This is a genomic window from Mesorhizobium sp. M0174 (assembly GCF_040322275.1).
Lineage (GTDB): Bacteria > Pseudomonadota > Alphaproteobacteria > Rhizobiales > Rhizobiaceae > Mesorhizobium.
In genome coordinates this window covers 92,819-113,417 of the sequence record NZ_JAMYTB010000011.1, presented here as the reverse complement: position 1 = coordinate 113,417, position 20,599 = coordinate 92,819, and the positions used below count along the sequence as shown (strand labels likewise).

Here is a 20,599-nt window from a genome sequence, read left to right as displayed (position 1 = left end):
ATCGCATGCGGTCAAGACACTCCTTCCCACACTCTGAAGGGAACCAACCAGAATGCTTGAACTCAAAGATATAAAGCTGTCCTACGGAAGCACACAGGTCCTGAACGGCGTCAATCTCTCGGTAAAGCGAGGTGACGTTGTGTCAATCATCGGCCCAAGCGGCACCGGCAAGACCACCCTGCTGAAATGCATCAACTATCTGGTTAAGCCTGCATCTGGAACCATCGCGTTCGACCAGATTCTGATGGATTACCAGCGCGCCGACAAGGCAGCCATCCAGGCGATCCGGCTCCGGACAGCGATGGTCTTTCAGCAATTCAACGTCTTCAAGAACATGACCGTCCTCCAGAACGTCATGGATCCGCTGGTCGTCGTCCAGCGCAAGTCCACCGACGAGGCGCGTGAAATCGCGCTGCGAGAGCTCGAAAGGGTCGGCCTCTCAGCGAAGCGGGACAGCTATCCGTCCCAGCTCTCAGGTGGCCAGCTCCAGCGCACAGGCATCGCACGTGCGCTGGCGGTTCGGCCGGATGTGATGCTCTTCGACGAACCGACATCATCGCTGGATCCCGAACTGGTCGGTGAAGTCCTGAAGGTGATCAAGGACGTCACCTCGTCAGGCATCACCTCGCTGCTTGTGACCCACGAGATGCAATTCGCAAAGAACATCTCGAACCGGATCGTCTTCATGGATCGTGGCGTGGTTGCCGCCGACGGCAGTCCAGCTGAGATCTTCGATGCGCCTTCCAGCCCACGACTTGCTCAATTCCTGCAGTCTGAACTCGCTTTTCAATAATCCAACAAGAAGGGAACCCAAGAAATGTCTGCAATCAAATCCAGTTTTTCGCGTCGTTATGCCCTGGCCGTCGCCGGCGGCATCGCAATTGCCCTTGCGACAGCAGGGATCAGTTATGGTCAGACCGTTCGGACAATCAAGATCGCGACCTCTGCCGAATCCAAGCCATTGGCTTGGGGCGCGCTCGGCGTCGAGCCGCAAGGGTATGAACCCGATCTGCTGAGGGCGATCAACGCAAAGCTGCCGCAATACAAGTTCGAAATGGAAGGTGTCTCCGACATCGCGCAGGAAACCGGCCTGGCCACAGGCAAATACGACATCGCGGTCGGCGGTTACTACAAGTCACCCGAGCGCGCCAAGCAGTTCTTCATTCCGGAAAACCCCATGGGCGCCAGCCTGATGAAGATCTACAGCAAAAAGGGCAGCGGCATCAAAGAAATGAAAGACCTGGTCGGCAAGAGGATCGTTCCGACCACGGCCGGCGGCGGAACCTACAAGTTCATCATGAACTGGCAAAAAGAAAATCCCCAATACAAGCTTGACGTCACGGCGTCGAGCGCCGGCATCCCGTATCCGAACCGTTTGGATGAGGTTCAGAACGGCAAGTTCGACGCGCTGGTCCTGCCTTCCAATCTTGGTGAGCAGACCGTCATCGATGAAAAGAAGCTCGACATCGTAGCGTCCGAACCAGTCTTCACCAACAACACCTATATGCTTATTCACAAGTCAGATGAAAACAAGGTTCTGGTCGACGACGTGAACAAAGTTCTCAAGGAGTTGAAAGACGACGGTACGATCGAAAAGCTCTCGCAGAAGTGGTTTGGCGAAGGCATCGTCAAGTATATGAAATGATGCGATCTGAGTAGATATCGTCAGCGGCAAGTCTGAATTGCAAGAAGGAGCGTTTCAAAGTGGATGTTTCTGCTATGATCCCCGAGTTGCTCTCGGCATTGCCGCTGACGCTCGCTATCACGTTTACCGCCATGTTGGTCGGCTTTTGCTTGGCGCTCGTTGCGACAACATTGCGGGTTCGCAGGATACCAGTGATCAGCCACCTCAGCGACCTCTACGTGTCCTATGCCCGCAGCGTTCCCGTCGTCCTCCAGTTGTTCGTCGCGTTCTACGGGCTCCCCCTATTGGTGGCCCTGTTCGGCTCCGCAGATTTCTTCTCGCCGACGATCGCTGCGATGGTCGGACTGAGCTTTTACCATGGCGGATATCTGTCGGAAGTCCTGCGGCCCGCATACCTGGCCGTCGATCGCGGCCAGCATGATGCGGCCGACAGTCTAGGATACACCTTTCGCCAGAAGATCACCCGCATCGTGGGCCCGCAAGCGGTGCACTTCGCATTGCCGGGCTATGGAAACTCCATCATCTACCTGATCCACAACGTTGCGCTGGTCATGTACATCGGGGCGGCGGACGTGATGGCGACCGCGCATTTGATCATGGAGCGCGACTATAACCAGTATCAGTTCGAAACATACCTCGTCCTGGCGGTCATCTATGCGCTGATGTGCCTGATAGCGTGGTTCATCGTGCACTTGTTCGAGCTTCGCTCGCCGATGCAAGCGCCTGAGGCCACGGCAACAGCTCAGATCAAGAACACAGCCATTGCCAGCGTCTGACGTAAGGGTATTCAACCATGTTCGAGACCGATATTTTGCTCCAGGACACCCAGGAAATCCTGGGCGCCGTACCTGTAACGCTTGGAATGGCGCTCACGATTTTCGTCTTGTCGACGCTAGTCGGCAGCATTTTTTCACTGGTCGAATATAGACGAGTGCCGGTGCTGCGAGAGCTCGTCATGGCCTATAAGATAGTCTTCAAGGGCGTTCCGATGGTCATCGTGATTTTCCTCGCCTATTTCGGTCTCCCCCCGGCATTCCAGTTCTTGCTGTCGTTGCTCGGGATCGACTTCAACGCCCACGAAACACCCAACTCGGTCATCCTTGTTATTGCAGTGACAGGCTGTATCGCTGCGTTCCAATCGGAGATTATCAAGGGAGCCCTGAACGCCTTTGACACCGGTCAGTCAGACGCCGCCCATTCGCTTGGCTATACGAACGGCCAATTGTTTCGACGTATTCTGTTCCCCCAGGTGGCCCTCACGGCAATTCCCGACCTCACAACCTCGATGATGGTCATCATGAAGGCGCTTTCTCTCGGATTCGCCATCGAGGTTGTCGATATCTTCGCCCAGTCCCAGTTGACCGCCGCGCTGAACTACTACTACCTCGAAGCCTTCGTGATTGCCGTCGTGATCTACATGGTGATTGCCTATATCGTCACCCAGATTGCCGACAGGCTGGAGCAGGCGCTGAGGGTGCGGACCTGAAGAAGCGTCGTCAGAACCCGCATCAAGGCCGGAGGAACTCAAGGCTCAGTTGCGGCCTGCAAACAGCCGACGGGGCGAAATCGCAGCCAGTTATCGCAGATTGGTCAAATCCACTGGACGATTGTTGATGATCGCTTCCATGGAAAAGAAGCCTGTCACCGTAGCCAGGTCGAAGTTCGTGATCAGTTTCTGGTAGAACGCATCGTAGCCCGACATGCCTTGTGTCACGACCTTGATCAGATAGTCCCAATCTCCTCCGATCCGATAGAAATCGATCACCTCCGGCAATCGTTCGACATGGGCACGGAACGCCTCGCTCCAATCCTTGGAATGGTGGCGAGTGCGGATCATTACGAAAACCGTCAGGTCGAGCCCCAGCGCCCGGAGATCGATATTGCTGTGTGAGCCGCAGATGAGACCTAGCGACTGGAGGCGCTGAATCCGCCGCCAGCACGCATTCTGAGAAAGGCCGACCCTCTCCGCCAAATCTCGCTGCGAAAGGCTTGCGTCAATTTGCATTGCCGTCAAAATCTTCATATCAAATGCATCGATTTTCGCCAGATCTTCGATCATTTGACACGTCCTTAGCGAACAATTGCAGGAAATAGGTGAATTTTTCGACGGTGGAGCAGGCTACAATCCGAGTCAATATCCGAGCCGGGGAGAATGACCGTGCAAGCTGCTCGCCCAACGCCAAGGCAGACCGACACCCCTCTGTCAAAGTTCCGCCAGGGTCTGAAAAACGCCGACGTGACTGCCAACCTCCGCGACGGGCTTGTGGGATCGACGGCGAAAATCGTGGGGCCCTACGGGCAAAAAGACCTGGTGTACGCCGATTATGTCGCGTCCGGCCGCGCGCTACACCAGCTCGAGCGCTTTGTGCTTGAGGAGGTACTACCGTACTACGCCAACAGCCACACGGAAGCCTGCTACTGTGGAGGCTTCATGACCCGCATGCGTCGGGAAGCCCGAGCCCTGATCGGTCAATTCTGCGGGGCAACCGAACAGCATGCCGTGATCTTCACCGGCTCCGGCGCGACGTCGGGGATCAACCGCCTCGTCAAGCTATTCGGCGTCGCTGAAGCCGTCGCCGCGGGCAAGCACGCTCGGATCATTATCGGTCCCTATGAGCATCACTCTAACATTCTGCCCTGGCGCGAGAGCGGAGGAGAAATCGTGGAAATCGCGGAGGATCCGTCTGGCGGGCCTGACCTGTCTCACCTCGAGGACGCGCTTTCGGTCCGGTCGCCAAGTCTCACGATATGCACCATGTCCGCAGCCTCAAACGTCACGGGCATCACCAGCGATGTCGCGGCCATCACCGCGATCGTGAAGGCTGCTGGCGCAAAGATGATCTGGGACTATGCGGGTGCAGGTCCTTACCTGCCGATTTCCATGTCGCCTGCCCCGGATGCCGAGATCGACGCGATAGTTGTTTCGCCTCACAAGTTCCTCGGAGGCCCCGGTTCTTCCGGCATCTTGATCGTTCGACGCGACGGACCTTCGACGAAAAAGCCATCGTGGCCAGGTGGCGGGACGGTGAAGTTCGTTTCCCCGAAGATACACGATTACAGCGAGAGCCTGGAATCCCGCGAGGAAGCCGGCACGCCGAACGGGATCGGCGACGTACGAGCCGCTCTGGCGTTCATCATCAAAGATGCGATCGGACTTGACGCGATGACAGCGCGCAATCGCGAGTTGGCGCGCCGTGCCTTTCGCGCATGGAAAGACGTGCCGCGGCTGGAGCTCCTCGGTCTATCGGATCCTGAGCGGCTTCCGATCTTTTCCTTCCGGGTCAAAAACGGAAAGGGCGGCTACGTCCACCAGCAGTTGATCACGCGCATGCTAAGCGACCGGTTCGGGATCCAGGCGCGCGGTGGCTGCGCCTGCGCCGGCCCGTATGTTCACAGACTGCTGTCGATCGACGACGAACAGTCCGAGGAAATCAGGCAAGCCATTCTCTCCGGCGACGAAATGAAAAAGCCCGGGTTCACGCGGCTGAATTTCAGCGTTCTGCTGCCGGACGAGAAGGTGCAGTTCATACTCGATGCTGTGGCGCAGATTGCGTCCGACGCAACGGACTTCGAGCATGACTACGACCTCGATCCTGGCCGGGCGATCTTCTTCCCGCGAGCCGCAGTCGAGGGCATCGCCCATGCAGCAGCCTGAAGTCGCCGGGTTCTACGATGCACGTACGGGCAGCATCCAATATGTCGTTGCATGCCCGAGTTCGCGAAAATGCGCCATCATCGACCCCATACTCGATTTTGACGAAAAGTCTGGCTCGACAGCAACGACAAATGCGGACGCGATCCTCGACTACATCAACAGCCACAACTGAAGCTCGAGTGGATCCTGGACACCCATTCGCATGCGGATCACTTTTCGGCCGCGCGTTATCTCAAGGCAAGGACCGGTGCGCCGATTGCAATCGGCGAGCGGGTGAAGGAAGTGCAGCAGATCTGGCAGCAGATCTACAATTGGCCCGATCTCGCATACGACGGCTCACAATGGGATCGGCTGTTTTGCGACGGCGATAGCTTTAACATCGGCGAGCTAGAAGCGCGCGTCATGCACTCGCCAGGCCACACCTTGGCGTCGATCAGCTATGTCATCGGGGACGCCGCGTTCATTCACGACACACTTTTCATGCCAGATAGCGGCTCCGCCCGCGCGGATTTCCCGGGTGGCAGTGCAGCTGATCTGTGGCAGTCCATCCAGAACATTTTGAGCCTACCCGGCGAGACCCGTCTCTTTGCCGGTCACGACTACAGGCCGGGAGGGCGCCCAGGCTCTGTGGGAGAGTTCGGTGGCGGAGCAGAAACAGAAAAACAAGCACGTCGCCGGTCAATCTCGGAGTGCGTTCATCAGGCTTCGAGAGGCGCGAGACAGGGCATTGCCGATGCCAAGGCTCATGTTGCATGCCCTCCAGGTCAATATTCGCGGAGGAGAGCTGCCTCAGGTCGAGGAAAATGGCCTGCGTTATCTGAAAATCCCGCTCAACGCGCTGCCAGCATCGGTCTGGGTCAGTGAAGAGTTGGAAGGGCTCCCTCCAGCAGCTTCAGCTCACGATCGGTTCAGGATTGCGCCGGATACACGCTCGTCCGAATTGGCGCAGGCGGGTCGATCCTCGCCACGTACGTCGTCGGGATGAACAATCCTCGGAGCGCTCTCGGAGGTGATCGCGGTAAGCAATTGCGGTGGCGCGCCTGCAACACTATTATCGATCATGTTCTGAGGAGGTATCTCGGATGTGGAATAGGATCGCCAAGCTTCGGTTATCGAGCCGCACCTGGGAGGCAATTCTTTTGGGGATGAAAAGCTTGAGGCGGACCTCAAATAGCCGATGTATGTACTGGTGATTTGACGCGATTCCATAGACAGCATCGTTGGCGCCACCAGATTTTCGCGTACAGCTTCGGGATTGCGCCCGGCCGCGGGCCATCACGCACCACTTCACGGCACGTCGTTCAGATTTGTGTAGTGCTTCAGTTTTACGAAATCGAAGTTCCATAAGATATCTTATGCGACTTTCGCCAGTTATAATCAATATTTCCCAGTTATGCAAAGTACGCATGATGCGCGCCTCAAGTCTTCGTCAGTCACATAGAGGAGAAAGATGAAGTGCCGTTGCAGTTACTCCTGCTCTACATCTCGATACGACAGATCGATATTACTTACCATCACCTCACCGCTCGATAAAATCGGACGGAAGACTCTGAACACTTCTTAGACGCCGGGGTCGGCGCCCCGGTCAGACCACATCGCCCTTGCTCGCCTGTCCTCTCGGCGCACTCACTTGTGCGGCATGCAATAGACTCCCTCGGATTCCATCAGTACCGCGCCACCCTTCAGCTCGCTTAGTGCGCCGACCCACGCTTCCGAATACGTGCGGCTGGCATCCACGGCCGTCAGCCATAGAACGCGGTTGTCGGCCAGTTCGACTTTGACTTCCTGCTGCAAAGGGCTTGCCTGCACGGTCTGTTGATAATGACGTTTGATCCTGACATTGCTGGCCGGGAACTCAGCCTCGTTGCTGCCGTAGTTCAGCACAAATCCCGTGTGGTCCTCAGCCACCGAGCAACTGCCACCACGCTCACACACGATTTTGGCAGCGGTCCTGCAGTCCCATTTCAGTGAAGCGGGCCACATAGGATTGTCCACACTTGATCGCGGCTTGTCGCTCTGACCAGCCGCCGTCAACACTGCGCCTGTGTTCATAATCATTGTGGATAGCAGAAGCGCCTTGAACACTACAAACCTCCCTGAATTGTGGCCCTCATAGTCCTCGTCCTACGTGATGGCCTGGCTTATGGCATGTTGAGATTGAACCAGCTTTTCTGGCGCACGCCGTTCGCTTCATCATACTCAATGAACCAGGGCTTTCCGCGCATCGGTCGAGGGATGGTGTAGTAGGTGGGGCCATTGCCAAAGGAATGCCCTCGATCGTTCCCCGCGGTCTGGATTGTTGCCGCAACCACCTTACCGTCGATTTCGATTTGGACCTGTCGTGATCCGTCTCCACGATTCCCGCCGAGGCCGCTGTTTTTGACAACGACGGGCAACGAGAGCCTATCGGACGCGATGCGGCAGATATTCCGTTCTTGCTCCATTCCGGGCCGGTCGGAGTTGGTGCCAACTGCTTGCCAGCCAGACGGACAATCCTCATACTTCTCAAATTTCGCGGCGCTGGAGTTGGCTTGCGGACAGGTCGGCCAGTTAAATCCCGGGGCTTCCATCGCCGCAATCAACTTGTAAATTGGCGGGTGGCAAGATGGCGTGCCCTGCCAGTCGCCGGACAGACACAGGAGGACCTGACAGCCCCATTCCGATGCCTGTGATTGGGATGGAAGAGCCGCTGCGCCCGCGAGGGCGACGGAACTCACCAAAAGGAATTTGAGCATGGTCATAGCCTTTTCCTCACTGCGGATTTTGATAGTTTACTATGGATGATCCGCGCGAAAAAGGACAGATCGAAAAGGCAGGTTTGTGCGACTACATCGATTTATGAAACGAGACGACGCGGGCGCGGTCAACAACCCGTTGCGTGCCAACATTGCCCTGACGCTTGAGCGGGAGAGAGCCAAACGTGGCCTATCCCATATGCACATGGCCGAGCTGTTTCGCACCCCTGAAGGCGAAGGGCTCGCTTACCGAACTTACATCCAGACCGTTCGGCAGAAAAATAATGTCACATTGACGACGCTGCAGATCATGGCAAACGGCCTGCAAGTGTCTGTCGCAGAACTGCTCTCCGGCGGGAAAAAACTCCCCGAATGGGTGCATCAGCTGGACGAAACTGCGATCCGCAAGCGCCTTGCACACATCATCGACATGGAGCGGCAACGACGCAATATGCTCCGCTATGAGATGGCGAAGCTGATCGGTGTGGCGGAGGCGACATTCATGAAACTGGAGCGCGCGAGCGGCAACATCAGCGTGGACACGATTGCCGCGATCGCCAAGGCGTTGAAGCTTGATCCACGGACGTTCCTATTTTGGGATAAGGTGCCACCAACCTGATCTACGTGTTATTGGCTGCAGCGGGACGCGCAGGCACGTCTAACAGAGAATTTTCTGGTGAACTGACCGGCCAACGTCCATACTCATGCTCGCCGGGCCGACTTGTCAGCAGACGACAGAAACCGCTTCAAGCTCAAACCGGCCCACAAAATGTAAGGCGGCATGGCGAGCGAATAGTGACCACAGTTTAATTCCAAAATACTTGGCCTAGCACCGGCATCCTTCAGCCTCCGCATGAACCTCTCCGACAGTTCTGGCAACACCACTTTGTCTCTCTTAGCCAACACAACGTGAAGATCGAGATCAGGCCGTGCTAAACAAAGTTCGTAATTCTCCAAGTTAAGCGGACCCCAGGCCCTTCTGAGATCGGTCAGCTCAATCTCAGGCTCAATGCTGTCACGTATCAGTCGTGTCGCGCGACCCGTCCAAACCATATCCGCTAGACTCCCCGCCGTCAGAAACAACGAGGCTTTTGACACTGCCAGGTCGTGCGCCGCGACCAGCCCCGCAACCCACGAGCCTAAGCTCATACCGACAACCGAAATCTCTCGATAGCCTTCGCTCTTCAACCATCGTATGAGTTTTCGCCCATCCAACACTGCCTGCCTTACAGATTGGATCGTTCGACCGAGATTAGGGCTAAGCATATAATCGGCGTGCACGGAGCCGGGACGGCTACGTTCTAAGTGATAAGGCATAGCAATCTCGACAACCGTGATGCCACGCTGCGAGAAGAGGTTGGCAATCTGACGATTCCGGGCGCTTGCATTCCAATGGTGAAAAATCACCATTGCCTGATCGAACGCCCCGCTTTCTGTGATTTTCGCCGAGACAACGTTGTTCTGTTCGACATCAGTAGAAATGTCCGATGGAAATTTGAGCCACCCATCTAGCCTTTCAAACCCCTGATCACTCACACTCGGCTCATCGAAAAAGGCTGGATCAACCACGGCTTGGTCCGCAAGGGCACAGAATTCCTCGATACTTGTCATCTTCTTCGCACCTGGAAAGGCGCGTTCCGCGTCAAGGACGAAGACCGTTGGTTTCTTTCCTTCCTCACCGCGAAGGGCCCGGCGTTCGTCCCAACGATCAAGCCAACTATGATACACTCTGTTTGTTTCCCAAATCACTCTCTCGCCATCGCCCCAACCCTGGATCGAACAGGCCGTAAAGCGCGACTAGCACTGAAATGGCCAGAAGGCTCGAAAAGCCGGCAAACGTGTCGATCAACAAGTAGCTGACAACAAGTAACGCCACGACCGCCGACATCTTCCACAAAGGCGCATGAAATCGACTCACGACACCTAATCGGATGGTGCCATACAGAAATACAAAACAGGTTGAAATAACGACAAGAAGGCTGCTGTAATGCGTCGGCATGCGATAGCGGAACCCGTTGGTCACATGCTCGCGACCTTGGAACATCGAAGACATATCGCCGACCAACCACGCCACAATATTCTCACCACTGGATGCCAGATACGAGCTTTGGACCTTCATCCATATGGCGACCAGAACCCCCAAAACAGTACACCGAAAAACCGCACGCATCACTGTGAGGCCGGCTTCATTGAGTTCTTGCTGATGATCAACATACGACAGCTTCTTCAATCTGTCCCCAATTCTCCAAAGATCATGAACAACCGTGTAGACCAAAATGAGACCTGCGAAGAAAAGATAAAACACCAGGCACATGTATAGGTAGGCTAGCCCCGTAAAAGCGACTGTTTCTGGGACAGATACGATCTCAGGACGCACAAGAGCTATTTTCCCCCAATCCATGGCATAGTTGCCACCGCCCCTCATCAACGGGATCAGGGACACGCCGATCCATTGAAAAAGACCCGCGAACAGCAAGCAAATCAAAAAAACCGACCAATAGGTGTACGAGGAAGCGTCAACGTTGAGCAACCAGGCGTCGTCGCTTTCCACCTGATCGCCCTGCACTGCAAGCTTTCTGCGCCCCTCACTTTTCCAGAAGACCAGCAACTCTATAACGAAGAAGAAAAACAAGGGTAAGAACACCATAAAGTCTAGTGTCCAATTTGCGGCCCAAAGGAATCCAACCTGCTTAACGAGCCCGTCGGCTCGCTCGTAGGTTACGTTGTGGATGCCAATGATGTACGACAAAAAGCCGAGGGCGGTCATACCGGCAAACACCGACGCCGGCAAATTCAGGGGAGATCCGTAACTAAAAAACGCCTCCGATTTCCTCGCCAACCTAAAACGCCGCCTCGGCCCCTTGGCGTCAGTACCGCGTGTCAACTCGGCCGGCGAGTCTATCTTGTCATCGAAAGTCCCAGTGAGTGCCGTATCTGGAGTCTCCTGTGCAATGCTGCTTCCGGCTCTCTTCCATTCTCGTCTCTTGGCCGATAGCCGCGATTGCGCCGCGCCAAGCTCCATCTGCCATTCGCTGGTTGCGATCGGATCATCGCATCCAAAAATCCTCGCCAGCCAACGAATGTTGGTAGTGCTAATCCCCTTGTCGTTCTCCTGAAACCAAAGCTGCACCGTTCGCAGATCGACTCCAACCCGGTTGGAATCAATCTGTGAAATCGCCTCTGCAAGAAGCTCGGGCGTCCATGGGCCCGCAGGAAACCCGTCTTTGCCTAACGGCCGACCTGCACCCGCCGCCGCCAGTCGTTTGAATAATTCTTTGAAATCACTCCCGTCTCTCGGCGGAGGGAGAAATAACTTTCCGTTCGTAAACAATGACTTATGGGCTCTAGTTTCGTTCCATTTCGCTAGGCTTCGTATTTTATCGTGCCTTCATCCTCAATCAACGATTTTGTCAACTCGATTTTGGCCGGCCGGGAGAGAGGCCAGTCAAGGCACTGACTGCCCGGATCGGTCGCAGGGCAGGCGCCCACCTTACGAGCGGTGATGATGTTAAGAAATCCTGGTGTTACAGACTTTACGGGCTGTCAGATGAGCAGTCCGAGCTCAGACCGGTGCACCTTCGGCCGGTTCCCTGGTCTTCTAGTTGCCGACGACAGGGGTCGACGCGGGTTGCTGGCCAGCACCAACACCGGTGCCGAAGGCAGGCCGATGGTGAAGAATATCAAGCACGGCAACCGGACATACTCCCGAACCCGCGCCCGTGTCGAGCATCCTTTCGCCGAGCAGAAGGACCGCTGGGGATTGTTCATCCGCACCATCGGCCGGTCGCGTGCGCGCCAAGGTCAAAATCGGCATGGGCAATTTCGCATACAATCTGAAACGTTTTGTCTGATGGCAGGGCGGAGTGTGCTCGCATGAGCGAACGGCAGGGGAAGCCAGGGCTTCGGGAGCCCGAGAAGCAGAGGGATGAACCCATCCCTACTTTCTCGGCTCCCCAACTATCAGATACGTGGAGCCGGTCGATGTCTATTCAATTGGTCTGTAGCAACGGACAGGTAGTAGCGGCTGGAGGCGTCGCGAAACTGATTGCGGAACATCGTCGGAGCATTGCTAAGCTTGAACGTCTCGGCAAGCGAGCGATGGAGGCCGAGGGTACGGACGCGATCTTGCTGGGTCAGAGGCTGGACGCGGTCATGGCGGAGGAAGCCGCACTGCGAAGGCGTGCTGCCATTGCCCCGGTAACCACCATCGCAGAAATGAAAATGAAGGCTTCTTACTTTCAACGGCTGACGGCTCATGACTGGTGCGAGGTTGATGTCGACGATTTTCGCGCGTTGCTCGGTTCTTTCGCGAAACTGCAGTCCTAGGAGAAGAGCGCTGAAATCCATGAGGTCACGGTATTCCAGGCCGCATAGAGCCCCGCAGGCACCAATATGATCGCCAAGAACGCAGCGGCTCCGCCAATAGCGCCGTCACCGCGTCCTTCCACGGGATAGTAATATTTGTGCGCCTCATCGTCGTGCTTCATTGTTGTCTCTTCGACTGCTTATTTAGCAGCAACTGCACAGGATGCTGAAACGTCGTGCCCCACAAACCCGCACGTTTCATCTTAGCGCTGATTTCCGCGACGAGGTAGTTCTCATTGACGGCTTTGCCCTTTGCTGTCGTTGCGGCAAACGCGTATCCGGTCGCTATGAGCGCTGTGCCAACGTCGATCGTTTCGCCATTCAACTGCGCACCGCACACGACAAAAGCCGCCTTGTCCAGGGCGTAGCCGATTGGCTGGCATGTAACCGCCGCGCTATCGAACAGCGCAGCAAGGTGCGCCAGCGAGGTGTTCCCGCAATCGACTTTGTTTCCATTTGGCTCTTCAGCTGACGTGCCTCGAAGACATGACTGGACGCCATAGAGGCGGAAAAGGTGATCTCCGTCACGCCAGGTATCTCCGGTCAGCAGTTGAGCCGATTTCGATACCGCGAAGGGTGTTGGTCTGGCTAAGCCGGTGGCATCCTGCGCCTGTGCCGATGCACACACAGAAAGTGCGGCCAGCACTGCGAAGCTCGCCCGCTTCATTCCTGGAACTGTCCACCGAGGTCGGCGGAATGCTCCAGATCGGGGCGCAGCGATTTGCCGTCCTTGTTGCGTCCGATTGCCGCCATGTCGAAAAAAACCATTTCGTCATCGTCGTAGGCGACGTTGTACGGATCGTTTGCATTGCCCGCACCCACGAGTGAGAAACAAGACACGGCGTCGGGTTCACCCTTCTTGCTTTGCAGCACAAGTGTTTTGCAAAGCACGACAAATGCACGATCGTTGTAGATCGCCTGTTCATAGTCCTGCGCGGCCTTCGTGCAGTCCCACTGCTCCGTCTTGTACGCGATCTTCGGTTTTGGGCAGGCCGCAAGGCCGCGCAGTCGATACGTCACGCCGTTGATGACGCGCTCGGTCGCCGATGGCACCTTGACCGGCCCGATGAGGGCGGCCGCATCGCGCTGAAAGAGCGCGCCTTTCGCATCGTAGCGCTCATAGACGAACACCTTTTCGCCCGGCTTCGCAAACTGGAGCAGGTAGCGTGCCGAGGGTTGCGCGAAGGCGCTCGGGGCGTCGGCGCCGGCGGCATAAGCCACGGTGCCCTGGAGCAGCAGAACCGTGCAAAGGGCCGTCTGTTTCATCGAAATCCGTCCTTGTGATCGATATCGTGTTGACACTTTACTAGGGCTGCGTGTAGCCATAGTAAAGTGTTAAATTTTGGCGACAGTATGAACACTCGATCCGCTCTTCTGCTCACGCTCTTTGGCGCCACGTTGCCGTTGCAAGCGCACGGCCGGGACCTGGCATCAGACCGCGTGGCAATCGCCTTTGCAACGCCGGCGCAAGCTCTTGCCGCGGCCGGGGCGCAAAGGCCGGGGGAGTGTAAGACCGTAAATCGGACCGAGGTCTCCCGACTTGTGCGTTCAATCGCGCAAGAGGAAGGCTTCGACGCCGATCTGGCCGAGACAATTGCATGGGCCGAAAGCGATCTCGGCGCCAGTCAGGGTCCCTCAAAAGCCGGAGCCCTGGGAATCATGCAGCTGATGCCGGGCACGGCGGCCGATCTAGGGGTCAGCGACCGTTGCGATACACAGGCAAATGTCCGGGCTGGCCTTCGCTACCTGAAGTCACTCTATGACGAATTCGGGGATCCGCTGCTGATGCTGGCGGCATACAACGCCGGGCCCAACAGCGTCTACAAGGCGCAGGGCATTCCGGTGAATCCGGAGACGGCGGAATACATCGTGAAAATACTGAACCGCTGGAAGTTCGGCGGTGTGGTGAAGAAGTCCGCCCTGACCAAATCCGAGACGCTCGCGGCCGCTCCGCCAGAAAGCGAGGACGCTTGGCAGGATGGTCATGTCATGGATCTCGGCAACTGAAAGGAGCCAAGGGTGGAATACAGGAAAGCGGGCAAATTTGCCCTGAAACTGGCCTTGGCCTCGGCGGTCGGAATAGCTCTCGCGCCAGCCACTGCGTATGCCCAGTCGGCGGCGCCAGTCGAAAATGTGCTGGAGTGGTTCGTCGGAGTTCTGCAGGGCAACATAGCGCGTTCATTCGCCATCATCGCGGTCTGTTTTCTCGGCTTCCTCGCCATGACGGGCCGACTGGCGTGGATGATGGCCTTTTCCATCATCATTGGCATCGCTCTGATCTTCGGCGCTGCCCAGCTGGTGGATGCGGTTCGCGCGACCGCGGGAGGCAGCTGAGGCATGGATGATGAGGAAGTCTATGTCGAGCCGGTCAGTCTGCCACTAACGCGCCCCCCGATGAAATGGGGCGTGCGATATGAGGTTTTTGCATTGAACGGCATCCTGGCGGTGATCGGTTTTATCGCTACGAGCAGCTTCATGCTCGGCCTTGGAGTGTTCGGCGTGGTGCATCTGGTCAGCGCATATCTGTGCCAGCGCGACCCCTACATGTTCCATATTTTCGAGCGGCGTGTCTCCAAACGCGGAGCGGTGGCGAACCTTACTTTCTGGGGGGCGAGGAGCTATTCGCCATGAGCCTCGATGCTGACCTGAAATTTGGCCGTGAACGCCGCCGCGAAAAGCCCGCGGCGATGCACATCCCTTACCTTCGCCATGCCGATGACAATCTGATCGTGACGAAGAGCGGCTTTCTTGTCGGCGTCATCCAGCTTAGTGGCCTGCCGTTCCAGACGATGGACCAGGCCGAGCTGAACAGCCGAATGTTCAACCGCAACACGACGTTCCGCAATCTCTCGACGTCTCGCTTTGCGGTCTACACGACGATCATCCGCCGCCACGTGACGCCTGAGATCGAAGGCGACTTTGACAATCCTTTCGTGGCCGAGCTCGACGCCCGCTACATGGATGAGCTTGGGGCGAAAAACCTTTTCGTCAACGAGGCGTATCTGACTGTCATACGCCGACCGATGGTCGGCCGCGTCGGCTGGGTGGACAAGGCGCTCAATGCGTTTCGCATAAGTACCGCGGGCGAGGAAACCCGCGAAGAGGCGATGGCCGAATTGCGTGACGTTCTCGACGGCGTCGTCAAGGATTTCACGGCTTATGGTGCGCGTCTTCTCGGCGTCGTAAAACGCCGCGAAAGCTTCATTTCCGAGCCGGCGGAATTCTTGGCGAAGATCCTCGCCGGCGGCGTCGACGTGGAAATGCCTTTGCCGCGCATGAGCCTTGGCGATGTGCTGGCGACACGACAGCTGTTTTTCGGCAAATCCGCGCTGGAACTTCGCGGGCCGGACGCAGGCAAGCTCGGCGCCATGGTGTCGATCAAGGAATACCCACCGTTCACAGCTCCGGGCTCATTGGACGGTCTCTTGCGCCTGCCACATGAGTTTGTCCTGACGCAGAGTTTCGCGATCGAAGACCGTGTAACGGCGATGCGCAGGATCAACACCATCGCGAACCAGGTTGAGGGTTCCGACGAGGCGGGCACGACGGTCGAGGAGTCAGTCCACGACGGTGCCGACAAGCTGGCCGGCGGCGAAGTCGTCTTCGGACAACATCATATGAGCGTCCTGGCCTTGGCACCGGACATGACTGGGCTCAACCGTGCGCTATCCGACATTACGGCCGAACTTTCGCGCATGTCGATCGTGCCGGTCCGCGAGACACTGAACACGGAACTCGCCTTTTGGGCGCAGCTGCCGGGAAATTTCAGCTACATCGCGCGACGTGCGTTGATTTCGTCCCTGAACTTCGCCGGCCTTTTTTCCGGACACAATTTCCCGTCCGGCCAACGTGAGGGGCTGCATTGGAAACGGCCCATCGCCTTGCTCGAAACAACCAGCCAGACGGCCTACTACTTCAATTTCCACGTTCACGATGTCGGGCACTTCACTGTGTTCGGCCCGACCGGCTCGGGCAAGACCGTGGTGCTGTCGTTCCTGATGGCGCAGGCCATGCGCGTCATGCCGCGGCCACGATGTGTTTATTTCGACTATATGCGCGGCGCAGAAATTTTCGTTCGGGCGCTCGGCGGTCGCTACGAGGTGATGGAACCCTCTCAGCCGACTGGGTTCGCGCCATTGCAGCTTGATGACACGGCAGAAAACCGTTCTTTCCTGGAAGATCTGCTCATCTACATTCTAACGCCGGAAGGCGGCGCGCTGGACGTGGCGGAGATGCGCGTCATCAACGCCGCCGTCGACATGATCTACAAGATCCCGCGCGAACAGCGGACCTTCGACCTGCTGCCCGAAGTGCTGCGGGGCTCGCTCATGCCCGGCATGAACGATCTAGCCGCGCGGATACAGCCCTGGCTCGACCCGAAGGACAGAGGCTGGCTTTTCAACAATCCCGTCGATCTCATCGATTTTTCGAAGCCGGTTGTCGGGTTCGATATGACCAAGATCCTGAGTGACCGAAAGCTGCGTTCGGCCGCGTTGCTCTACATCTTCCACCGTCTTGAAGAAGTCGTTGATGGCTCGCCCATCATGCTCTTCCTCGATGAAGGCTGGAAGTTGCTGGACGACGAGGTTTTCGCCGCCTTCATCAACGAAACTCTGAAGACCATTCGTCGCCGCAACGGCGTGGTCGGCTTTGGCACGCAGACGGCGGAGGACGTCGTCAATTCCTCCATCTCGTCGTCGCTGATCGAGCAAACGAAGACCAACATTTTCTTCCCCAACCCGAAGGCGAGCAAGGAATCCTACATGGAGCGATTCTCGCTGACAGCGAAGGAATTCGAGTTCGTGCGACGCACCGCGAAGGAAACACGCACCTTCCTCGTCAAGCACGACAGCGACTCGATCGTAGCCAAGCTCGATTTGTCGGCGATGCCCGATCTCATCAAGGTCTTGTCCTCGAACGAAGCCAACAGCAAGGAATGCGCACGGCTCCGGGAGACCTTCGGCGACGAGCCGGAAATGTGGCTGCCATACTTCTGCGGATGGGAGGACGAGCATGACGAAGCGGCTTAGCAGCGCTTGTCTAGCCGTGGCTCTCGCGACGGCGGAAAGCATGAGCGTGGCTGTCGCTCAGATCGCGGTGATCGACGGGCCGAACCTCGACAAGCGGCAAGAGGACGAGCAGTACAGCACGAAGTCGGATGAGGCCAAGAGGGACGAAACCGACAAAAAGAAAAGCATCGTCTGCACCTATTCGAACAAATACCGCTCACAGATGTTTCGCCGGTCGCCGGCCGAAGCGTTGCAGCGCGACGCGGGCAACGTGAAGATGATCCGCTATTATGCGCAAAAATACGGGGTGCCCGAAGGCCTGGCTCTTTCCGTTGCTTATCAGGAATCGCGCTTCGACACATGCGCCGGGAGCCACACTGGCGTCAAAGGCGTCATGCAGCTGACCAAGGGCACCGGCAAGTCCATGGGGCTTGACCGTGACGTGAACGAAGAGAATGTCGAAGGCGGTGTCAAGTATCTCGGAATGGGCGTGAAGCAATGCGGGGCGACGAACTATAGCTGTCTCGCCTCCTTCTACAACGGATCGAACGCTGGCGAGCAAAACCAGTGGGCCGGCGGTGTCGGCCGCTGGAACAACTACTTCAACGACTATGTGTCGAGCGGCAAGGCTCCGGCCGCCGCGCCGCCACCATTCTCGATCGTAACGGCCGACGGCGCAGGCGGCACGGCCCAGGACGCGGCCATGGGCACGGTCAGGAAGGCGGCTGGCGGCCTTGATGCAAGCTCATCGCAGATTGGCGCCAACGGCGCGGCAGTCGACGCGCTGGCGGGCAACGTTGGCCAGGTGACCGAATACAAGGACGCCTGGGAGCTGAACTCGTCGGCTCGTGGGATCAACGCCGATGTCACCAACCAGTACCTCGCCCAGGCGGGGGATTTCACGGCGTTGCTGGCCCAACTTCTCTCGTTGCAGAATGTTCAGGCATCGCAGTCGTCCAAGCTGGTGCAACAGCCGAAGAGCGGCTCTCCAAACCCGTTCTCTTGTGATCCCGCGGAATTGGAGCGGTTGAGGATCGATCGCGGCCGGTGGCTACCATGCGCACTTGAGAACGCGGGGGCAAGCTCGGCCGGCAGTCGCTCGATGATCATCACCAGTGATCCTGCCGGCGCTGCCAGCGTGATCAATTCTCTACAGCAATAGGAGGCTGACATGAAGAAATTCGCGATTGCCGCCAGTCTGGCGCTTTGGGCAAGCACGGCCCACGCACAGATTGCCGTCATTGATGGCGCCAATCTCGATGTCGCCCGCAAGAATGCGGACAACACCAACTCCATCATGGATTCGAACAAGGACATTCTGAAAAAGAGCGAGGAGATCCTGCAGGCTCTCAGCGGCAGTCGTGACGGTTCGCTCGGGATCGGACAGATGGGCCTTGGCGGCAATATGTCGATTGCCCAGGCGCCGTCGTTCGGATCGATCCTGAACGGCGGGGCTCTTTCGTTTGGTGGCCTGTCGCCCGAAATCCAGAAAATCGCCGGTGCCGTCATCAACGGCCTCCAGCTGGTGAAGCAGCTCCAGCAGATTGCGGGCAAAGAGACGAGCGCCGTCAACACGGCCTATGGCGGCAGCGTCAATGTGGCCTCGCTGCTAAGCGCATTGACCTCGCAGGCTTCGCAGGGCGTTACCCAGCGCCAACAGTCCCTGCAGTCAGCGAGCGGGCAGATCGGGCAGTCGCAGGACGTCAAGGGTTCGGTGGACCAGAACACACGAATGCAGCTGGAAAACGCGCGCGCCGTCAACGAACTGATCGGCGTCCAGAACGGCGCGGTCGCGGCCCTGAATGAGAAGCTGAAGGGAGATCTACTTCGCCAGAGCCAGGTGCAGAAGATGATGACACCGCGCACCGTCAATCCGTTCGCGGAATTCGGCAAGAGCGGAGGCTGAGCGCTTGTCGAGGCGGGTCCTGCGCATATGCGTTGTGATTGCGCTCGGCGCAGTGCTTTTCGGATGCGCAAATCGCGAACTGAAAGCGCCATGCGGGCCTTTGGCGTACGCCGACGAATGCGGCGCGCTGAAGCCGGTCAATTCAACGCCGTTCGCCAGCATCATTGACGAGGATCCATGAACGGTCTCGCCGCAAGCATCCTCGGTGGCATTGACAACATCGGACAGGACTTCGTTCGCACCGTCTATATGCAGTTGGGCAATGCGATGGGCAGCGTCTTCACCCTCATGCTCACCCTCTATATCGCGTGGTGGGGCTATTCGATCCTGAGCGGGCGAGAGTCGATTTCGCCAATCGAAGCGGCCTATCGCCTCGGCCGCGCGGTCATCATCTATCTACTGCTGACCGGATGGGGCACATTTTCCGCGACGATCTATCAGCTCGTGCAAAGCATTCCCGACGAGGTCGGAAAGGTGATCGTCGGCGCCGTGTCGCGAGCCACAGGCAATCAGCTCAGCGACCAGGCGGCAATTCCAGCACTTATCGACAACCTCTACCAAGGGGCGCAGGACGTGGCCAATCAGGTCTATAGCGGATCCTTCTATGACATTTTTGGTGCGCTCTTGTCGCTGCTCGTTCTGCTGTCGGCCATCATCTTCGCAGCGCTTGCCATTGCCGCGATCATCGCCGCCAAAGTGATGTTGTTCATCACGCTGGCCCTGGCGCCGATATGGATCATTCTTTGGCTTTACCGCTGGTCCTCGCGCATGAGCGAAGGCTTCCTTTCGCTCACCACGTTTCTGATGATCCAGCAAATCCTGATCTACGGCTTTCTCGGTTTCTACTTCTCGCTCGTCAACGCGGCGCTGAACACCGCCACGTCGGGCGGAGCGACCATGGACAGCAAAATGTCGCTGGTGCTGCCGCTGGTGTTGGTGACGATCATCGGGATCTACGTTCTCATGCAGATACCCTCGATTGCTTCGATCCTGAATGGCGGCGGGTATCTCAGCACCGTGGGCGCATATAATCCCTATAGAAACGTCGGCAGGAATACCGTGCGCTATTCCGGTGCACGATGGGCCGCCGGCCGCGCCGCTCGGGGCGCCCGGCAGCTCGCAGCAAACAGTTTTCGATCTTCGCGAGCAGCGAGGTTGGATGCCGCAACTCGGTCCGCCATCCAGCAAGGTGCGCGCGATAACTCCAGGCCTCTGGCCTAGAAAACAAGAACGGTCACCGATCGCGGCCCTGGATCGGATCGAGATCGTCTCGCAAACGAGGCA

Annotated in this window: 23 protein-coding genes and 1 pseudogene; 16 read left to right on the top strand and 8 right to left on the bottom strand. The window is 57.4% G+C overall.

Annotated elements, in window-relative coordinates; all coding sequences use genetic code 11:
• Positions 1-52 precede the first annotated feature (52 nt).
• From NKJ13_RS21560 to NKJ13_RS21545, 4 genes are read left to right on the top strand one after another with little or no spacing between them, the layout of a single operon-like run.
• Positions 53-793: an amino acid ABC transporter ATP-binding protein gene (locus NKJ13_RS21560; protein WP_352508388.1), complete on the top strand. Its 741-nt coding sequence runs from the start codon at positions 53-55 to the stop codon at positions 791-793.
• 24 nt (positions 794-817) lie between these two features.
• Positions 818-1,645, top strand: coding sequence for a transporter substrate-binding domain-containing protein (locus NKJ13_RS21555; RefSeq protein WP_352508389.1), 828 nt, complete (start codon positions 818-820; stop codon positions 1,643-1,645).
• A 59-nt stretch (positions 1,646-1,704) separates the two neighbouring features.
• Positions 1,705-2,421 (top strand): amino acid ABC transporter permease, encoded by a 717-nt coding sequence (locus NKJ13_RS21550; protein WP_352778251.1) that lies wholly within the window; start codon positions 1,705-1,707, stop codon positions 2,419-2,421.
• Between the two features lie 17 nt (positions 2,422-2,438).
• Positions 2,439-3,131 carry an amino acid ABC transporter permease gene (locus NKJ13_RS21545; RefSeq protein ID WP_352778249.1) on the top strand — a complete coding sequence of 231 codons (693 nt, stop codon included), beginning with the start codon at positions 2,439-2,441 and terminating at the stop codon, positions 3,129-3,131.
• Positions 3,132-3,221: 90 nt separating this feature from the next.
• Here the strand turns inward: NKJ13_RS21545 and NKJ13_RS21540 are convergent, their stop codons facing one another.
• Positions 3,222-3,704 (bottom strand): Lrp/AsnC family transcriptional regulator, encoded by a 483-nt coding sequence (locus NKJ13_RS21540; RefSeq protein ID WP_352778246.1) that lies wholly within the window; start codon positions 3,702-3,704, stop codon positions 3,222-3,224.
• 93 nt (positions 3,705-3,797) lie between these two features.
• Here NKJ13_RS21540 and NKJ13_RS21535 point away from each other — a divergent pair, with 93 nt between their 5' ends.
• On the top strand, positions 3,798-5,300 hold the full coding sequence (locus tag NKJ13_RS21535) for an aminotransferase class V-fold PLP-dependent enzyme (protein ID WP_502901933.1): 1,503 nt from the start codon (positions 3,798-3,800) through the stop codon (positions 5,298-5,300).
• Positions 5,287-6,156, top strand: a pseudogene (locus tag NKJ13_RS21530) (MBL fold metallo-hydrolase); the annotation flags it as partial. The gene NKJ13_RS21535 and the pseudogene NKJ13_RS21530, both read left to right, overlap by 14 nt.
• Positions 6,157-6,926: 770 nt before the next feature.
• Here NKJ13_RS21530 and NKJ13_RS21525 read toward each other — a convergent pair.
• Together NKJ13_RS21525 and NKJ13_RS21520 are read right to left on the bottom strand one after the other, a co-directional pair.
• Positions 6,927-7,385 carry a hypothetical protein gene (locus NKJ13_RS21525; protein ID WP_352442704.1) on the bottom strand — a complete coding sequence of 153 codons (459 nt, stop codon included), beginning with the start codon at positions 7,383-7,385 and terminating at the stop codon, positions 6,927-6,929.
• Between the two features lie 56 nt (positions 7,386-7,441).
• Positions 7,442-8,041 carry a hypothetical protein gene (locus tag NKJ13_RS21520; RefSeq protein ID WP_352778244.1) on the bottom strand — a complete coding sequence of 200 codons (600 nt, stop codon included), beginning with the start codon at positions 8,039-8,041 and terminating at the stop codon, positions 7,442-7,444.
• Positions 8,042-8,138: 97 nt separating this feature from the next.
• Between NKJ13_RS21520 and NKJ13_RS21515 the strand changes: the two genes are divergently transcribed.
• Entirely contained in the window at positions 8,139-8,654 is a 516-nt protein-coding gene (locus tag NKJ13_RS21515) for a helix-turn-helix domain-containing protein (protein ID WP_352689156.1), read from the top strand.
• A gap of 83 nt (positions 8,655-8,737) precedes the next feature.
• Here the strand turns inward: NKJ13_RS21515 and NKJ13_RS21510 are convergent, their stop codons facing one another.
• Both NKJ13_RS21510 and NKJ13_RS21505 read right to left on the bottom strand, forming a co-directional pair.
• Entirely contained in the window at positions 8,738-9,763 is a 1,026-nt protein-coding gene (locus NKJ13_RS21510) for an RcgR family putative quorum lactone hydrolase (RefSeq protein WP_352778242.1), read from the bottom strand.
• Complete coding sequence (locus NKJ13_RS21505) at positions 9,753-11,366, bottom strand: RcgA family putative transporter (RefSeq protein WP_352778239.1); 1,614 nt, start codon at positions 11,364-11,366, stop codon at positions 9,753-9,755. The genes NKJ13_RS21510 and NKJ13_RS21505 overlap by 11 nt, the downstream gene beginning before the upstream one ends.
• Before the next feature lie 297 nt (positions 11,367-11,663).
• Between NKJ13_RS21505 and NKJ13_RS31615 the strand changes: the two genes are divergently transcribed.
• Both NKJ13_RS31615 and NKJ13_RS21495 read left to right on the top strand, forming a co-directional pair.
• Positions 11,664-11,912 carry a hypothetical protein gene (locus NKJ13_RS31615; RefSeq protein WP_502901932.1) on the top strand — a complete coding sequence of 83 codons (249 nt, stop codon included), beginning with the start codon at positions 11,664-11,666 and terminating at the stop codon, positions 11,910-11,912.
• A 104-nt stretch (positions 11,913-12,016) separates the two neighbouring features.
• Positions 12,017-12,361, top strand: coding sequence for a hypothetical protein (locus tag NKJ13_RS21495; RefSeq protein WP_352740544.1), 345 nt, complete (start codon positions 12,017-12,019; stop codon positions 12,359-12,361).
• Here NKJ13_RS21495 and NKJ13_RS21490 read toward each other — a convergent pair.
• The 3 genes from NKJ13_RS21490 to NKJ13_RS21480 are packed head-to-tail and all read right to left on the bottom strand — an operon-like array spanning position 12,358 to position 13,666.
• The gene (locus NKJ13_RS21490) at positions 12,358-12,522 is read right to left on the bottom strand and encodes a hypothetical protein (protein WP_352778237.1); all 165 of its coding nucleotides are present in this window, start codon (positions 12,520-12,522) and stop codon (positions 12,358-12,360) included. The genes NKJ13_RS21495 and NKJ13_RS21490 overlap by 4 nt on opposite strands.
• The gene (locus NKJ13_RS21485) at positions 12,519-13,067 is read right to left on the bottom strand and encodes a thermonuclease family protein (RefSeq protein ID WP_352778235.1); all 549 of its coding nucleotides are present in this window, start codon (positions 13,065-13,067) and stop codon (positions 12,519-12,521) included. Before NKJ13_RS21485 ends, NKJ13_RS21490 begins: the two co-directional genes overlap by 4 nt.
• Complete coding sequence (locus tag NKJ13_RS21480) at positions 13,064-13,666, bottom strand: hypothetical protein (RefSeq protein WP_352778233.1); 603 nt, start codon at positions 13,664-13,666, stop codon at positions 13,064-13,066. The genes NKJ13_RS21485 and NKJ13_RS21480 overlap by 4 nt, the downstream gene beginning before the upstream one ends.
• 87 nt (positions 13,667-13,753) lie before the next feature.
• Between NKJ13_RS21480 and NKJ13_RS21475 the strand changes: the two genes are divergently transcribed.
• The 7 genes from NKJ13_RS21475 to NKJ13_RS21445 all read left to right on the top strand — a co-directional run bounded on the left by NKJ13_RS21475 (position 13,754) and on the right by NKJ13_RS21445 (position 20,536).
• Complete coding sequence (locus NKJ13_RS21475; protein ID WP_352778232.1) at positions 13,754-14,407, top strand: lytic transglycosylase domain-containing protein; 654 nt, start codon at positions 13,754-13,756, stop codon at positions 14,405-14,407.
• A gap of 12 nt (positions 14,408-14,419) precedes the next feature.
• Positions 14,420-14,734, top strand: a complete 315-nt coding sequence (locus NKJ13_RS21470) for a TrbC/VirB2 family type IV secretion system protein (RefSeq protein ID WP_023720448.1) — start codon at positions 14,420-14,422, stop codon at positions 14,732-14,734.
• 3 nt (positions 14,735-14,737) lie between these two features.
• Entirely contained in the window at positions 14,738-15,031 is a 294-nt protein-coding gene (locus tag NKJ13_RS21465) for a VirB3 family type IV secretion system protein (RefSeq protein ID WP_023720449.1), read from the top strand.
• Positions 15,028-17,430, top strand: a complete 2,403-nt coding sequence (locus tag NKJ13_RS21460) for a VirB4 family type IV secretion/conjugal transfer ATPase (RefSeq protein ID WP_352778231.1) — start codon at positions 15,028-15,030, stop codon at positions 17,428-17,430. The genes NKJ13_RS21465 and NKJ13_RS21460 overlap by 4 nt, the downstream gene beginning before the upstream one ends.
• On the top strand, positions 17,414-18,571 hold the full coding sequence (locus NKJ13_RS21455; protein WP_352778229.1) for a transglycosylase SLT domain-containing protein: 1,158 nt from the start codon (positions 17,414-17,416) through the stop codon (positions 18,569-18,571). Before NKJ13_RS21460 ends, NKJ13_RS21455 begins: the two co-directional genes overlap by 17 nt.
• Positions 18,572-18,580: 9 nt before the next feature.
• Positions 18,581-19,315 (top strand): type IV secretion system protein, encoded by a 735-nt coding sequence (locus NKJ13_RS21450; RefSeq protein ID WP_023785080.1) that lies wholly within the window; start codon positions 18,581-18,583, stop codon positions 19,313-19,315.
• Between the two features lie 177 nt (positions 19,316-19,492).
• On the top strand, positions 19,493-20,536 hold the full coding sequence (locus NKJ13_RS21445; protein WP_352778228.1) for a TrbL/VirB6 family protein: 1,044 nt from the start codon (positions 19,493-19,495) through the stop codon (positions 20,534-20,536).
• Positions 20,537-20,599: the final 63 nt, after the last annotated feature.